The 15593-nt window shown below is 56.2% G+C and carries 11 protein-coding genes; 3 read left to right on the forward strand and 8 right to left on the reverse strand.

Annotated features, from left to right (window positions below):
* Nucleotides 1-38: 38 nt before the first annotated feature.
* The 6 genes from AS89_RS0107635 to AS89_RS0107660 all read right to left on the reverse strand — a co-directional run bounded on the left by AS89_RS0107635 (nucleotide 39) and on the right by AS89_RS0107660 (nucleotide 8104).
* Entirely contained in the window at nucleotides 39-245 is a 207-nt protein-coding gene (locus tag AS89_RS0107635) for a hypothetical protein (protein WP_010131908.1), read from the reverse strand.
* Nucleotides 238-1233, reverse strand: coding sequence for a peptidylprolyl isomerase (locus tag AS89_RS17145; RefSeq protein WP_010131909.1), 996 nt, complete (start codon nucleotides 1231-1233; stop codon nucleotides 238-240). Before AS89_RS17145 ends, AS89_RS0107635 begins: the two co-directional genes overlap by 8 nt.
* 61 nt (nucleotides 1234-1294) lie before the next feature.
* Nucleotides 1295-2047 carry a respiratory nitrate reductase subunit gamma gene (gene narI, locus AS89_RS0107645; protein ID WP_010131910.1) on the reverse strand — a complete coding sequence of 251 codons (753 nt, stop codon included), beginning with the start codon at nucleotides 2045-2047 and terminating at the stop codon, nucleotides 1295-1297.
* 22 nt (nucleotides 2048-2069) lie between these two features.
* Complete coding sequence (gene narJ, locus AS89_RS17150; protein WP_010131911.1) at nucleotides 2070-2762, reverse strand: nitrate reductase molybdenum cofactor assembly chaperone; 693 nt, start codon at nucleotides 2760-2762, stop codon at nucleotides 2070-2072.
* The gene (gene narH, locus AS89_RS0107655) at nucleotides 2762-4288 is read right to left on the reverse strand and encodes a nitrate reductase subunit beta (RefSeq protein WP_010131912.1); all 1527 of its coding nucleotides are present in this window, start codon (nucleotides 4286-4288) and stop codon (nucleotides 2762-2764) included. The genes narJ and narH overlap by 1 nt, the downstream gene beginning before the upstream one ends.
* Nucleotides 4289-4390: 102 nt before the next feature.
* Nucleotides 4391-8104: a nitrate reductase subunit alpha gene (locus AS89_RS0107660; protein WP_010131913.1), complete on the reverse strand. Its 3714-nt coding sequence runs from the start codon at nucleotides 8102-8104 to the stop codon at nucleotides 4391-4393.
* Nucleotides 8105-8492: 388 nt separating this feature from the next.
* Here AS89_RS0107660 and AS89_RS0107665 point away from each other — a divergent pair, with 388 nt between their 5' ends.
* Nucleotides 8493-8678, forward strand: a complete 186-nt coding sequence (locus AS89_RS0107665) for a hypothetical protein (protein WP_010131914.1) — start codon at nucleotides 8493-8495, stop codon at nucleotides 8676-8678.
* Between the two features lie 54 nt (nucleotides 8679-8732).
* Here the strand turns inward: AS89_RS0107665 and AS89_RS0107670 are convergent, their stop codons facing one another.
* Entirely contained in the window at nucleotides 8733-11003 is a 2271-nt protein-coding gene (locus AS89_RS0107670) for a S46 family peptidase (protein ID WP_373419106.1), read from the reverse strand.
* Nucleotides 11004-11269: 266 nt separating this feature from the next.
* Here AS89_RS0107670 and AS89_RS0107675 point away from each other — a divergent pair, with 266 nt between their 5' ends.
* Entirely contained in the window at nucleotides 11270-11485 is a 216-nt protein-coding gene (locus tag AS89_RS0107675; RefSeq protein ID WP_010131916.1) for a DUF3820 family protein, read from the forward strand.
* A gap of 91 nt (nucleotides 11486-11576) precedes the next feature.
* Here the strand turns inward: AS89_RS0107675 and AS89_RS0107680 are convergent, their stop codons facing one another.
* A complete protein-coding gene (locus tag AS89_RS0107680) occupies nucleotides 11577-11843 on the reverse strand; it encodes a glycine zipper domain-containing protein (protein ID WP_010131917.1) in 267 nt (88 codons plus the stop codon).
* 763 nt (nucleotides 11844-12606) lie between these two features.
* On the opposite strand from AS89_RS0107680, the gene AS89_RS0107690 reads away from it, so the two are divergent.
* On the forward strand, nucleotides 12607-15480 hold the full coding sequence (locus tag AS89_RS0107690; protein WP_050901667.1) for a glycosyl hydrolase family 18 protein: 2874 nt from the start codon (nucleotides 12607-12609) through the stop codon (nucleotides 15478-15480).
* Nucleotides 15481-15593: the final 113 nt, after the last annotated feature.

Below are 15593 nucleotides of genomic sequence, written 5' to 3' on the forward strand. Positions count from 1 at the left end.
AATAAATAGGCTTACACAATGAGTAATGTCTACTGCGTTTATGCGATAAAAATAAACAGCGAAACCAATATGCAAATGATGGCCGCCACAATCCATACGACGGGCCACTGTCGACCCTCTTTGCCGGTGGTTGAGATGGTTTCCATTGGGTCCCTTCCCTGTTGGTCTGGCCCATAGGTGTCGTCAGTGGTTGCTTCCAGGTCCGGGTTCAGGTCGGAGTCTTTTGGCGGTTTACGCTTATCCATGTTCGGTACTCACGTTGGAATCGGTGTCCTGTGCGGAATCAATTTCCACACCTTCGATATCGGCACCCTGGGCCAGTTCGGCAATATAGTGAGAGGCCGAATTTACCCAGGCGCGGGCTTCAAGCATGTCGTGAATCTTTTCTCGCGCCATATTGAACGGTAAGGTCCGGCCCTGGATTTTTCGATGCAGCCGGATCAGGTGCCAGCCGAAGCGGCTGCGCACGGGCGCGCGACAGAGGGTACCTTCGGCGAGGGTTTCCAATACATCGTGCAGCGCTGGCTCCAGTTCGCCGCGACGAATTTGCCCGAGAGACCCACCCTGATGGGCGGTAGGGCAGCCGGAGAATTGTTCGGCCGCTTCAGAAAATGCCTGGGGGTCATCCCCCAGCTGGTCGATCAAGCTACGTGCTGATTGTTCCGCTTCTTGCCAGGCAGACTCACTATCCTCATTCGGTTCAATCAGGATATGCGCCGCCTCGAACAGGTCCGGGGTGCGGAAGCGGTGGGTTTGCGTATCGTAGTAGCGACGACACTCCTCCTCGCGCACCTGTTCCGGTGTCAGAACTTCCTCCAGCAGCGTGCGCACACGCGCATCTTCATCGGTTTCGCTGCGATCATCGGCCTCCTGCACATTCTCGTCTGCAGACGGGGCCTGGATATTGCGTGCATGTGCTTCCTGCAGCAGCAGAGTCTTGATCACCAGTGCCCGCGCGGCGGCCTGCCAGGCTGCTTCGGCGCTCTCTGCACGGTGATGCTGCATTTCCCGCGAGATGACATCCTCGCTGATCGACACACCATTGACCTTGACTTCACCAAATGAAAATGTGGGCAAAGGCTCGCTGGAACCTGTGGCACAACCACAGCCGCCGGTTTCACAGGCAGACGGCATTTGCGGTTCTGGGTGTGCATCCGTGACATCCACTGTGGGGATCGCCACTGGGGGGATTTCCACATACTGCACGGCATTGTCTTTGTTGTCGCTACTCATAATTCTCGTCACTCACAGTATGGTTAGCTCCTCAAGGTTCTCTGGCTCAAGAATTTCTGGCTCAAGATTCTCTAGAAGGAACGGAGGACGGTGCCGAACTAGGGGGCGATACCCGGGTTCTGCGCGCGAGCCGCCTGGAGCGCACAATCTGGTAACCCGGGCGCAACACGTAGGCAAATGGGGCACTGAATACATGTACCAGGCGTGTAAACGGCGTGATGGCCAGCAGGATAAGGCCAAGGATGATATGTACCTTATAGATAAGGTTGGCATCGATGATCAGGTCTGCTGCCGCGGGATTAAATGTAACCACGCCCTGGGCCCAGCCCATAAACAGCACCATGGCACTGCCGTCCATATGGTCAATGGTCCAGAAGATGGTCGCGATCCCCAGTAACAGCTGCAACCACAGGAAGAACAGCACGAGAATATCGCCCTTGGATGAACTCTTGCGAATACGTGGGTAATACAGGCGCCGGTGCAGCAGCAGGGTACAGCCGATAAACCCCAGGATACCAGCGATGCCACCAACGGTGAGCGCCATCAGTTGTTTGAAACTGTGGCTGATACCCAGTGCGTCGAATACGCCAATGGGTGTAAGCAAGCCAACAAAGTGGCCGAACAAAAGCACGAGGATACCCAGGTGGAAAAGGTTGGAGCCCCACATCATTTGCTTGCGACGTAGAAACTGCGACGACTGCGATCGCCAACCGTACTGTCCCTTGTCGAAGCGAATGATACTGCCGAGTATCATGATCGTCAGAGCGACGTATGGGAACCAGCCAAATAACAGATAATTAATGAAGTCGTGCATGAATGTTCCTCGTCTGCCTGTCTCAGGTGTCGCTGGAGGACATGATTAATTTTCCGGCCGCCTTCAGGCGTTCCACAATCGTGTTGACCGGCTTGGTGGGCTGCGAAGCCATAAAGGTCACCTGCTCTTCTTCCCAGACGTCATCAATCGATGACTCTTCTGATGCCTTGCTTCGCTCTACCAGTTCGCGCACGGCGTCTGGATCGGGTTTTTCCTGTGCGAGGGTGAGCAGCGCAGAGAAGATGCCGGCGTATTCGGACTTCCTATCCTCGAGACGCTCCAGCAACGCGGCAAATACATGGGCAGGCTGGGCCAGCCAGTCCTGCGCTTCACTGACCGGGAGGCACGAAGTAAACTCGAGAAACATCGGAATAAAATCTGGCAGCTCATCCCGCTCGATATAACAACCCCGCTCCACATACTCTTCGCCAAGATCGAGCATTGCCTGACCCCGATCACGACTTTCGCCGTGGATATGCTCGAAAAAATGTAGAGAAAGTGCCCGTGAATTATCAAATAACTCTGAGTAATTCATCTGCAATTCAAGTAGCGGTAATACTTCAAAGTTATCCAGCAGACGTTTCAGTGCGGCCAGTGAATCAGGCCGCAAAAAACCTTCGGTCTCCAGTGCTTCGCGTACTTCTGCAATGTGTGTCTTGAGCGACTCACTGGGGTAATCCAGTAGCAGTGCCAGAGCGCGTAGTGTGCGTTTCATTAGGGCGAGTCCGTAAAGGGTTTGCGCGGCATTTTCTTGGGCCCACCAAATACATCATTGTTTTTGGTGCGCCCGTTGTGCGGCTCGTTGAAGGCAAAGCCGACATTGCCACGCAGGTGATAGGTATTTTCATTTTTCTCCCGATGATTGGTCGGGATCACATAGCGGTCTTCATAGGCGGCCAGCGCCATGTAACGGTACATTTCCTCAATGGTATGCGCGTCGAGGCCAACATCTTCCGCGATCTTATTGTCGGTAACCCCCTCGACACTTTTCGCCCGCATATAGGCGCGCATGGCAAGCATGCGTTCCAGTGCCGTGGCTATCGGTGCTTCGTCACCCGCGGTGAGCATATTGGCCAGGTAACGCAGCGGGATACGCAGCGACTTAACATCCGGCATCCCATTGTTGGTGGAAATCTTGCCCGCTTCGGCGGCGGATTGGATCGGCGATAGCGGCGGGATGTACCAGACCATCGGAAGCGTCCGGTATTCGGGATGCAGTGGGAAAGCCACGTCCCACTCCATAGCCATCTTGTAAACGGGAGAGTGTTTGGCGGCCTCTAGCCAGGCTTCCGGGACTTCGTCTTTACGGGCCTGGGCGCGCACTTCCGGATCATTGGGGTCGAGGAATATCGCACGCTGGGCTTCATACAGGTCTTTTTCATTTTCGACCGAGGCAGCCTCTTCAATCCGGTCGGCGTCATACAGCATAACGCCCAGATAGCGAATCCTGCCGACACAGGTTTCCGAGCACACGGTAGGCATCCCGGCTTCAATACGCGGATAACAAAAGATGCACTTTTCGGATTTACCCGACGACCAGTTGTAGTAGATCTTTTTGTAGGGGCAACCGGAGACACACATCCGCCAGCCGCGGCACTGATCCTGGTCGATCAGCACAATGCCGTCTTCTTCACGCTTGTAGATGGCACCGGAGGGGCAGGAGGCCACACAGGATGGATTGAGACAATGCTCGCACAGCCTTGGCAGGTACATAAGGAAGGTCTGTTCGAACTGACCGTAGATTTCTTTTTCGATCCCGGAAAAGTTGTAGTCGACAGAGCGTTTACTGAATTCGCCACTCAAGTCGTCTTCCCAGTTGCCGCTCCATTCAATCTTGGTGAGTGCTTGTCCGGTAACCATGGAGCGCGGCTTTGCCGAGGGTTGCGCCTGCAGCTCGGGCGCTTTCTGTAGCCACTCGTATTCGAAGGTGTAGGGTTCATAAAAATCGTCGATTTCTGGCAGGTCCGGGTTGGCAAAGATGTTGGCTAGAATGCGCCACTTGGAACCAGCCTTGGGTTGCAGCTTGCCATTTTTCTTGCGGATCCAGCCGCCTTTCCAGCGCTCCTGATTCTCCCAATCCTTGGGATAGCCAATGCCGGGCTTTGACTCAACATTGTTAAACCAGGCGTATTCAACGCCCTCCCGACTGGTCCATACATTTTTACAGGTGATGGAACAGGTGTGACAACCAATGCATTTGTCGAGGTTCAACACCATCCCGATCTGCGCGCGGACTTTCATCACAATTCCCTGTGCTGTTTCGGCGTCAATCCGAAAAAATTACTGCCTGTGTGCACCAGTGATCTGTTGGTGCTAATACATCGAATCCCTGACTGGCTTATGTCAGGAATGTACTTCTTTGTCGAACCAGTTAACCTCGTTCATCTTGCGAACGACGACGAATTGATCGCGGTTGGCACCGACGGTACCGTAGTAATTGAACCCATAGGCGAGCTGGCTGTAGCCGCCAATCATATGGGTGGGCTTCACATTGATACGGGTAACAGAATTGTGGATGCCGCCGCGCTGGTTGGTAATTTCCGAGCCGACGGTATTCACGATTTTTTCCTGGGCGTGGTACATGATGGCGGTGCCAGCCATTACCCGCTGCGAGACGATCGCACGGGCGGTGAGGGCGCCATTGATATTGAAGGCTTCGATCCAGTCGTTGTCTTCGATACCCGCCTGTTTCGCGTCTACTTCGCTAATCCACACCACTGGGCCGCCGCGGTTCAGGCTCAGCAGGATCAGGTTTTCCGTATAGGTGGAATGGATACCCCACTTCTGGTGTGGGGTGAGAATATTCAGCTGGATCTCAGGGTTACCGTTGGGGATCGTGCCGAGCACCTGTTTCACGGAGCGGGTATCGATGGGTGGGCGCCAGGTAACAAAGCCCTCTCCAAATGCACGCATCCACAAGTGATCCTGATACAAATGCTGGCGGCCGGTAATGGTGCGCCACGGAATGAGCTCGTGCACATTGGTCCAGTTCGAGGTGTAGGAAACATGTTCACTCTCGATACCTGACCAGGTCGGGGAGGAAATGATTTTGCGTGGCTGCGATACCACATCGCGGAAGCGAATTTTTTCTTCTTCCTTGCCCTCTGCGAGATGACCGTGGTCGCGCCCGGTAGCTTTACCCAGTGCCTCCCAGGCTTTTACTGCTACCTCACCATTGGTCTCCGGCGCCAGCATCAGGATGGCTTCACAGGCCTGAATGTCGGTTTCGATTTTGGGCCGTCCGGCACAGTCTCCGTGTTGATGGGTTCCGTTCAGGCTGGCAAGATTTTTGACTTCGGTGTCGGTGTTCCAGTTGAGTCCCTTACCGCCATTGCCTTTTTCCTCAAGCGCGGGGCCGAGGGAAATAAAGCGCTGGTAAGTTGCCGGGTAATCCCGTTCGACCACGGCAACCGAGGCCATGGTTTTTCCGGGTATTGGCTCGCACTCGCCTCGTTTCCAGTCTTTTGGTTCGTATGGCTGGGCGATTTCGCCGGGCGCGTCATGCTGAATCGGCGTGAGCACCAGGTCTTTCTCGACACCGAGAACCTCCGGACATACTTCAGAGAATTTTTTCGCGATGGTTTTGAAAATTTCCCAGTCACTGCGGCACTCCCAAACCGGGTCGACGGCCGCGGTGAGTGGGTGAATAAACGGGTGCATGTCCGAGGTGTTCAGATCATGCTTTTCATACCAGGTGGCGGTGGGCAATACGATGTCGCAGTAAAGACTGGTGGTCGACATACGGAAGTCGATGTTGACCATCAAATCCAGCTTGCCCTGGGGCGCCTCATCGTGCCATACCACTTCGGACGGGCGCTTGATGGGGTTGCTGTCTTCGGTGCCGACCACGCCATGCTGCGAGCCGACAAAGTGCTTGAGGAAGTATTCGTGGCCCTTGCCGCTGGCACCCAGTACATTGGAGCGCCAGAAGAACATATTGCGCGGCCAGTTGTCCGGGTTGTCCGGGTCTTCACAGGCAAACTTCAGCGCACCGGACTTCAGCATTTCCGGAACGACCCGATCTGCGTCCTGATCGGACTCGAAGATCGATTTCGCAACGTGCAGTGGATTTTGCTGCAACTGCGGCGCGGATGGCAGCCAACCCATACGCTCTGCGCGCACGTTGTAGTCGATCATCGCATGATCCCAGTCGCCCTCGGGCGCCGTGGGAGAAAGGATGTCGGACACTGTCATGGAGTCGTAGCGCCACTGGTCGGTATGGGCGTAAAAGAACGAGGTACCGTTCATATGTCGCGGTGGGCGGGTCCAGTCGAGACCGAAGGCGACCGGCAGCCAGCCGGTCTGTGGGCGCAGCTTTTCCTGGCCCACGTAGTGCGCCCAGCCACCACCAGACTTGCCGCAGCAACCACACATCACCAGCAGCGCGATGATGCTGCGGTAATTCATGTCCATGTGGTACCAGTGGTTCAGCCCGGCACCAACAATGACCATGGAGCGGCCTTCTGTCTGCTCGGCGTTCCCGGCAAACTCACGGGCAACCTGAATGATGGCATCGCGTTTCACCCCACACACCGTCTCCGCCCAGGCGGGGGTGAAGGGTACATCGTCATCAAAACTGGCGGCGACATTATCGCCGCCATAACCCCGGTCTACACCGTAGTTGGCCATGAACAGGTCAAAGGTCGAGGCCACGCGGCAGCTACCATCCTTCAATTGCAGGGTGGTCACCGGTACATGGCGCTCGAGTACATCATCATGATGGGTCGCGACGAAGGTTTCCGGCGCGTCGCTGCCAAAGTAGGGAAAGGAGACGGCCTCACGGCTTTCTGCGATGTCTTCGAGACTCAAACGCAATTTGGTATCGCGCCCCTGGCCGTCTTTTTCCTCCAGATTCCATTTACCCTGTTCGCCCCAACGAAAGCCGACGGATCCCGCCGGGCATACAATATCGCCGCTGTTTTCGTCGTAGGCGACGGGCTTCCAGTCCGGGTTATTGGACTCGCCAAGTGCATCGGTGAAGTCTGCTGCACGCAACAAGCGGTCAGGTACCAGCTTGCCGTCCCTCTCAACCAGTTTGACCAGGAAGGGGAGATCGGAATAGCGCCGTGCATAATCGATGAAGTAGGGCACCTGGCGTTTTACGTAAAATTCGGTGAGCACCACGTGCCCGAGTGCCAGTGCCAGTGCCGCGTCGGTGCCCTGCTTGGGATGCAGCCACAGGTCGGCGAATTTGCATGCTTCGCTGTAGTCGGGTGACACCACAACACTCTTGGTACCCTTGTAACGCACCTCGCTGTAGAAGTGCGCATCGGGCGAGCGCGTCTGCGGAATGTTGGATCCCCACACCAGCAGATAGTTGGAGTTATACCAGTCGGCACTCTCCGGTACGTCCGTCTGTTCGCCCCAGGTTTGTGGCGAGGAGGGCGGCAGGTCGCAATACCAGTCATAGAAGCTGAGCAGGGTGCCGCCAATCAGAGAGAGGTAGCGGCCACCGGCGGCGTAGGACACCATGGACATGGCGGGAATGGGAGAGAAGCCCACTACCCGGTCCGGCCCATGCTTGTCGACGGTGTAGGCATTTGCCGCGGCCACAATTTCCGCGACTTCATCCCAGCCAATACGCACAAAGCCACCGCGGCCGCGCCGCGATACCCAGCTTGCGCGGGTCGGGGCATCTTCAACAATAGAGCGCCAGGCTTCTACCGGTGACTTGCTGACTCGCGCAGCGCGCCAGGCTTCCACCAGCCTGCCGCGCACCAGTGGATAACGCACGCGGGTACCCGAATAAAGGTACCAGCTGTAGCTGGCACCACGTGGGCAACCGCGCGGCTCATGGTTGGGAAGGTCGGGGCGGGTGCGCGGATAGTCCGTCTGCTGGGTTTCCCAGGTAACGATGCCGCCCTTTACGTAGATTTTCCAGGAGCAGGAACCGGTGCAGTTTACCCCGTGGGTAGAGCGCACGATTTTGTCGGCAGCCCAGCGCTTGCGATAAGCATCTTCCCAGTCCCGCGGATCTTCGGTGGTGATGCCGTGGCCGGCGGAAAATTTTTCTGTTTTTTTACGAAAGAACGTGAGACGGTCGAGAAATTGACTCATCGGCGGCGCCCATCCATGGCTTTTACATCGGGTGATACGCTTCAAATTAGGCGCGACTTATAGCCCCGTCAAATTGGTTTGCGCGGTAAATTGGACTTATATTCGCCAATTGCCTCTATCGGTAGAAATTGATGCGCTTTGCCATTGTTTGGCATTTTTACCGGGGTGCGTGGGGGGCGAAAGGTAGAAAGGTATGACGGGATTCCGTTACCCGTCCGTGTTGTATATCCTGCATGGCTAAGCGTCATGCCTAAGCGCCATGCGCGCCAAAAACGCTGGATCACGATTGCATTAACCGGGTAGCGCAAGGCGCCGTATCATCCGAGCTACAACATTGTGCGTAGCAAGGCAAAACGCGACTTACCGCGACTTACAATGGGAGAGATTGGTGGGCGATGTAATTCAGTTCAAGCGCAAGACTGCCTGGGAAAAGCACAAGGGTAGTAGCCTGTGTCGCGATGGCTTCCACAAGTGGCAGGTGGTTACCGAGCGCAAGTTTGATGTCAAACAGGGCAAGCTGGTTACCGAGTACCGCTGTGCGCGTTGTGGGAAAGTAAAAACAGAATTGCTGTAAAAAAGCCGGCGATAAACGCCGGCTTTTTTGTGCTTGGAAGTTGGATACAGGAAGTTACTGTTGCATTTCCTTTACATCCATTTCCTTTACACCCATTTCCTCAAGCAGGTTGTGGGCGTTGTCGACCTTGTCCATCACCCACAGCATGTATTCCACATCGACGTGGATCGCGCGGGTATTGTCGTTGAAGTCCCAGTCGGCGTTGATGCTGTCGTAGGTGCCGTCGAATACCAGTCCAATGAATTCCCCTTTGCCATTCATGGTGGCAGAACCGGAGTTACCGCCGGTGATGTCCACGGTGGTGAGGAAGTTCACCGGAACGGAATCGAGGTTTTCATCGTAGTAGTCACCGTACTCCTTGTTTTTGATCGCATCCAGCAGGGCCTGTGGCGAGTCAAACGGATCTTCACCGGTGTACTTGGCTTCGATACCGCGCAGGGTAGTGAAGGGCACAAAGCTGTCTTTACCATCGTTGCCATCGGCCGCGCCTTTCACAGTGCCGGCGGGCGGTGTGTAGCCTTTCACCAGACCGTAGGTCAGGCGCAGTGAGCTGTTCGCATCCGGGTAAACGGGCTTGCCCTGTTCCTGGTAGTAGGAAATCAGCAGGTCCATAAACTGCGGGCGAATCTTGGCGAAGGCTCCGGTCAATGCCTTGTCCTTTTTCTCCAGTTCCATGCGGTCATCAAAGGTGGCAACCGCCAGCTGGATAAACGGATCGTCACTTGCACGGAACTCTTCCGGCGATTTCTCCATCCAGGCCAGGCGGGTGTCGGTATCGGTGAGGCCGGTTTTTTCATACATAGCAGACAGCTTGTTCTGCAGTGCTTCACCGCTCAGCTCGCCACCGAAGAAGGCATCAAAGCTCTCGATACGCTGATCTTCCGGCAGCGCGTTGTAGCGCTCGAGGAAGTAGGTCCAGATGGCCTGATCTACGGAAGGTTCAAAGTTGCGCTCGATACGCTTCATGCTTTCGCCGAAGCGGGTCATGTCGCGTTCCTGGTAGCCGGGTTCACGGTCTGCGTCTGCTTTTTGCTTTTCCTGGCTCAGGCGGTAGAGGCGCTGGGCACTGCTCAGCATGGCGGAGCGGTTCATGTAGTTAAGCAGCAGGTCGCGCTCTTGGGTGGACTGCTTTTCGGTGATCAGGTTATTCAGATCGTTGATCACTGAAGCGTACTGCTTGCGCTCTTCGGGCTTTTCACCGATCCAGTTCTGCAGGTCCTGCTCCAGCTGTTGCTTGCGCGTCAGCAGGTCACTGCGGTTGTAGCCTTCCATCATGCCGGTGAAGTTCTTGGCGTAGTTGTTCAGGCCGGCAACCAGGCTGGCATACTTCAGTGCAGCGTCTTTGTCGTTTTCGGTCGCATTGCCGATCACTTCCGACCACTCTGCCAGCACCTTCTGCATGGTGGGGTAGTACCAGGTGAAGTTATTGCCCACTTCTTCGGCGGTGCGGTAGCGGTTAGTGCGGCCTGGGTAGCCGGCAACCATTACGAAATCGCCTTCCTGAGGCCCTTCGGTCGCCACCGTCAGGTGGTGCTTGGGTTTAAAGGGCACGTTCTCTTTGGAGAAGTCCGCTGGCTTGCCATCGGGGCCGACGTAAGCGCGCAGGAATGCGTAGTCGCCTGTGTGGCGTGGCCACATCCAGTTATCGATATCCCCGCCGAACTTGCCGATCGAGGAAGCCGGGGCGTGTACCAGGCGCACGTCGCGGATGGCCAGCTGCTTGATCAGGTAGTAGCTGGCGCCGCCATAGTAGCTGTAAACCTCACAGCGGTGGCCCGGGTCCGATTCGCACTCGGCAACCAGCGCTTTTTCTGCATCTTCAATGGCCTTGAAGCGGGTAGCGCCGTCCATGCTGTCGTCGAGCTTACTCTTGATCTTGTCGGTAACCTCGTCCATTTCCACGGTCACGTAGATGCGTGAACCCGGTGCCGCGGGCACTTCTTCTTCCAGGGTCTTGGCCAGGAAGCCGTTGGCCAGAAGATCATTGTCTTCGGTGGAGTTGTAGGAGATGGAGCCGTAGGCACAGTGATGATTGGTTGCCACCAGCCCTTTTGGGGATACGAAAGAAGCGGAGCAGCCGCCGAGGCTGACCACTGCGTTCATCGGGAATTTGGTCAGGTCGGTCATGGTGCTGGGATCCAGCTCCAGTCCCAATTCTTCCAGCTTGTTGCCCAGCTCTGGCAATTGGCGCGGCATCCACATGCCCTCGGTGGAGACCGTTGCGCTGCTGGCCGCATCGCTCGTGGCGGCGGGTTTGTCGGCGGTAGCTGGGGTGCTGGCTTGGGAGTTGGTGTCGTCTGCGGGTTTGCCGCAAGCGGTAAGCAGGGCGATGGTAAGCGCCAGTCCAATTTTTTGCGTGGACGTGTTTATTTTCACTGTTATTCCTTCAAAAAAATTTTAAGGGCTGCTGCGAACGTGTAGGGGGATCTCCCCGGGTGCACGCGCATCGGCCAGATAGTCGGCCGTGCCGTGATGTTGTCACATAATCGCGGCGGCAAAAAGTGCCCTGCGATCAAGGGAAGTTCCACCGGGGTGGGCTCCAGACAGTGTAGAATCCGCGGGAGAAGATGTTATGTAAAACAGGGGGCGTGATGCTCGAGAAGCAGGATTTGATCGATATTGCCCGTACCGAGATGCCATTCGGAAAGTATGCGGGACGGTTGCTAATCGACCTGCCTGAAGAATATTTACTCTGGTTTGCGAAGAAAGAGTTTCCCAAAGGGCGCCTCGGGCACTTGATGGCGCTGACGCTGGAAATAAAAATCGAAGGGCTGGAAGGATTGGTGAAACCCCTGAAAAAGCAATGAGTCCGGAAAGGTATCCCTGCCCGGACTCACTGTTTGCAGACGCTAGGTAAAGTATCTGGTTGGTGAAACGTGTGGTAAGTAATACCTGAGGTTAGCGATAGACGCGGCGACCGTGCCGATCGTAGTAATAGCGTCTTTTCTTCTGGCGATCATATAGCCAACCACCCGCACCACCGAGTGCGGCACCAACCGCAGCACCACCCGCATCACCGGTAATTAAGGCCCCGGTTACCGCGCCAACCCCAATACCGGTGCCCACGCGGCGGTCGGTATCACTCATGCTGGCGCAGCCAGCGGTTGTCAAAGTCAGTGCCAGGGCAGAAGCCACTCCGGCACGCTTAAGAGTCTGTAACTGCATAAATACTCCGCTTGCAATTGCTCGGACATCGCTCGGGGAGTGTATGGTGCGGAATAACCACTCCCAATGATGCCCCGGGGGAAAATTACACGCCGGAATAAAAATGAGAAAAAAGTTTGGGGCCTGATGCGGCGATCCTAAACTGGTATCAGTCCCGGGAAGACTCCCCCATCGCGAGACGCGGTGGAGTGCCAAGAAAAAGCGGTCCGTAACGAAGACTGGACATGACCGGAAATACGCCCACAGCGGGTGACCACTGGTTTGAAATATTGATTTCAGCGAGAGTAAGAGCGGGAAGTTTCAGTCAGCTTGATTGGGAAAAGTGGGGCAAGGCGGTCGACATTGTTCGGCCGCTTTTCCGTTTTGGCGTCGTATTCATTTTTGGAAAATAATTCTCCAATGCTCGCTTTGAATGGCCGATTTTTACGTCACAAGCCGCGACGAAGTTGTGACATATTTCCCACTGATGAATGAACACGCTGGTCACATGGGCCAAAAGCGGAGTAAGGTGAAAAAGTAATGACATCGCTGTCATTTGTGTAATAGAAAATGACAGCGATGTCATTCGCGGGCTGCAGACCGCATTGATTCGAGGTACCCGTTCAGGAAGTTATTGAACAGCGAACGATTTAGAAGTACCGGCATTGCTGTTAAATGCCGTTCCACCAAGGGCAGCGATGCCCGTTGCGGTTTAACGGAAACAGCCTTTCGCTGCCCTTGTTGATAGAACCTTACCCATAAAATAACGACAAGGTGACAATCGATGAAAGGGCTAACCCCAAGCCACTGGCGCCATGCAATACTTGCATTGGGTCTCGCCAGCTCTCCTGCTATCGCCGCGCCCGGCGCTCCCACTATTGACTGGATGGAAACCAGCTTCGCCATTATTGAAGTGGATGAAGCCGCGACTGCCTACGAGCAACTGGTAACCATTAACGACTACGCCGAGGTCCCGGTCGCCTGGTCCAAGTGGTCTGGTGACCCAGCGACTACTGCGCAGTACCTGCTCAATGGCCAGGTTGTTCTAGAGCAAAACGTCAGCGGCGGCGCCACCCAGACCGGCACTGCGACCCTGCAAGTGGCCGAGGGCGGCCAGTACTCCCTGCAAGTTGCCCTGTGTAATGACGATGGCTGCGCCACCTCTGCGGCAACCGATATCGTGGTTGCCGATACCGACGGTAGCCACCTCGACCCGATTACCGTAACCGCGGGAGAGAACAACCAGCCTTACACCAACTCGACCAACTCCGTTGTGGGTACTTACTTTGTGGAGTGGGGTGTTTACGGACGCAAGTTCTCCGTAGACATGATGCCTTCCTACAACCTGACCCACCTGATTTACGGGTTTATCCCCATTTGTGGTGGCGACGGCATCAATGACAGCCTGAAAGAAATCGAAGGCTCTTTCCAGGCGTTGCAGCGTTCCTGCTCCGGTCGTGAAGATTTTAAAGTTTCCCTGCACGATCCCTTTGCTGCGCTGCAAAAATCTCAGGCCGACCAGACCTTCTCCGATCCCTACAAAGGCAACTTCGGCCAGCTGATGGCGCTGAAGCAGGCCTATCCGGATCTGAAAATTCTGCCATCCATTGGTGGCTGGACCCTGTCCGACCCCTTCTATTTCTTCAGCGATGCCGCCAAGCGTAAAACCTTTGTGGACTCCGTTGAGGAATTTATCCGCACCTGGAAATTCTTCGATGGTGTGGATATCGACTGGGAATACCCAGGCGGCCAGGGTGCCAACCCGACACTGGGTGACCCGGCCATCGATGGCGAAACCTATCGCCTGCTGATGCGCGACCTGCGTGCCATGCTCGACAATCTTGAGCAGGAAACGGGCCGCACCTACGAGCTCACCTCGGCGATTGGAGCGGGTGCTGACAAGATCGAAGATGTGGATTACCTCGATGTACAGCAGTACATGGATTACTTCTTCGTGATGACCTATGACTTCTATGGTGGCTGGAGCAACGATGTACTGGGTCACCAGGCTGCGCTGTATGCGCCAAGCTGGCGGCCGGACACCGACTACACCACCCACAATGGTATCCAGAACCTGCTGGGTCTGGGCGTAGACCCCGGTAAACTGGTTGTTGGTGCGGCGATGTACGGCCGCGGCTGGACTGGTGTTTCTGGCTGGAACGGTAACGACCATATGACCGGCACCGCCACAGGCATGGTGAATGGCACCTGGGAAGATGGTGTTGTCGACTACCGCGATATCGTTGCCCGCATTGCCACCGGCGAGTGGGAAGAGTATTACGATGCTGCGGCAGAAGCGCCGTATATCTTCAACCCGAGCACCGGCGACCTGATTACCTACGACAACCATCGCTCGGTCATGGCGAAAGGTGCCTACGTGCAGTCCAACAACCTGGCTGGCCTGTTCTCCTGGGAAATCGACGCGGACAATGGCGACATCATGAACGCCATGCACGAGAGCCTGGGCCACGGTGATGGCTTCGGTAACCGCGCACCGGTTGCGCGCGCCGGCGGCGACCAGAGCGTGGATAGCAGTGCCAGCGTCACCCTGGATGGCAGCACGTCCAGCGACCTCGATAACGACCCGCTAACCTACAGCTGGGTACAGGTTTCAGGTACCAGCGTAACCCTGCAAAATGCCAGCAGCGCTTCGGCGAGCTTTACCGCCCCCGCGGTAAGCGCGGACGAGGAACTGGTGTTCTCGCTGACCGTATCTGACGGTGAAGCGTCCGATTCCGATCAGGTTTCGGTGACCGTGGTAGCGGACCAGCCGAACCAGGCACCCAGTGCCGATGCCGGCGCGGATCAGATGGTCACCACCCCGGCTACCGTCACCCTGAACGGCAGCGCCTCCAGCGACCCGGATGGTGATGCACTGACCTACAGCTGGGCACAGGTTGCCGGTAGCAGCGTAAGCCTGAGCGACGCCTCCAGCGCGACGCCGAGCTTCTCCGCGGCGGAAGTCAGCGCGGAACAGGAGCTAGTGTTTGAGCTGAATGTGAACGACGGCAGCCTCAGTGATGCAACACCGGATCAGGTGAGCATCTTCCTGTTACCAGCGGATGCCAACACCCCGCCACAGGTTTCTGCCCCGACGCAGGTAACCATTCAGGAAGGCGCCAGTGACGCCATCACCGCAATCGGCAGTGACGCCGACGGTGATGCACTGACCTACACCTGGAGCGGTATGGCCAGCGGTTCCGGTGACACCATCACTATTACTGCACCGCAGGTGGAAGCCGATACCAACTTCACCCTGACCGTTAGCGTGAGCGACGGCATGGCCTCTGCGAGTGCGGACGTTACCGTGACCGTCACCAATGTGATTGTGGATGGTGGCTGTAGCTCTACCGACCCGAACGCAGGCAACTTCCCCGCCTGGCAGTCTGGTAGCACTTACCTCGGCGGCGATCAGGTAAGCCACGAGCAGCTGGTGTGGCAGGCCAAGTACTGGACGCAACAGGAGCCAAGCTTCACGTCCGCTGACTGGCAGCTGGTCAGTGACATTGAAGTACCCTGGAACGCCAGCACAGCCTACAACGGCGGTGACGAGGTCAACCACGACGGCAAGCGTTACCGTGCCAAGTGGTGGACCCAGGGCCAGGAGCCGAGCACGTCTTCCGACTGGGAAGAGATCGGAGATGCGAGCTGCAACTGATCGCGTGATTTCGCGTTAAAACGAAATCATTGCACAGCGAAAAACCCCAGTATTTACCGGGGTTTTTTGTGTCAGTAACCCGGCGCGCAGATACAAAAAAACCCGGCGATGGC

The sequence above is a fragment of the Microbulbifer agarilyticus S89 genome (assembly GCF_000220505.1).
Taxonomy (GTDB): domain Bacteria; phylum Pseudomonadota; class Gammaproteobacteria; order Pseudomonadales; family Cellvibrionaceae; genus Microbulbifer; species Microbulbifer agarilyticus_B.

Bases quoted from the DNA above. Each gene is read 5' to 3' on its own strand.
- AS89_RS0107635 (WP_010131908.1), bottom strand. From the start codon at position 245: ATGGATAAGCGTAAACCGCCAAAAGACTCCGACCTGAACCCGGACCTG.
- AS89_RS17145 (WP_010131909.1), bottom strand. From the start codon at position 1,233: ATGAGTAGCGACAACAAAGACAATGCCGTGCAGTATGTGGAAATCCCC.
- narI (WP_010131910.1), bottom strand. From the start codon at position 2,047: ATGCACGACTTCATTAATTATCTGTTATTTGGCTGGTTCCCATACGTC.
- narJ (WP_010131911.1), bottom strand. From the start codon at position 2,762: ATGAAACGCACACTACGCGCTCTGGCACTGCTACTGGATTACCCCAGT.
- narH (WP_010131912.1), bottom strand. From the start codon at position 4,288: ATGAAAGTCCGCGCGCAGATCGGGATGGTGTTGAACCTCGACAAATGC.
- AS89_RS0107660 (WP_010131913.1), bottom strand. From the start codon at position 8,104: ATGAGTCAATTTCTCGACCGTCTCACGTTCTTTCGTAAAAAAACAGAA.
- AS89_RS0107675 (WP_010131916.1), top strand. From the start codon at position 11,270: ATGCTCGAGAAGCAGGATTTGATCGATATTGCCCGTACCGAGATGCCA.
- AS89_RS0107680 (WP_010131917.1), bottom strand. From the start codon at position 11,843: ATGCAGTTACAGACTCTTAAGCGTGCCGGAGTGGCTTCTGCCCTGGCA.
- AS89_RS0107690 (WP_050901667.1), top strand. From the start codon at position 12,607: ATGAAAGGGCTAACCCCAAGCCACTGGCGCCATGCAATACTTGCATTG.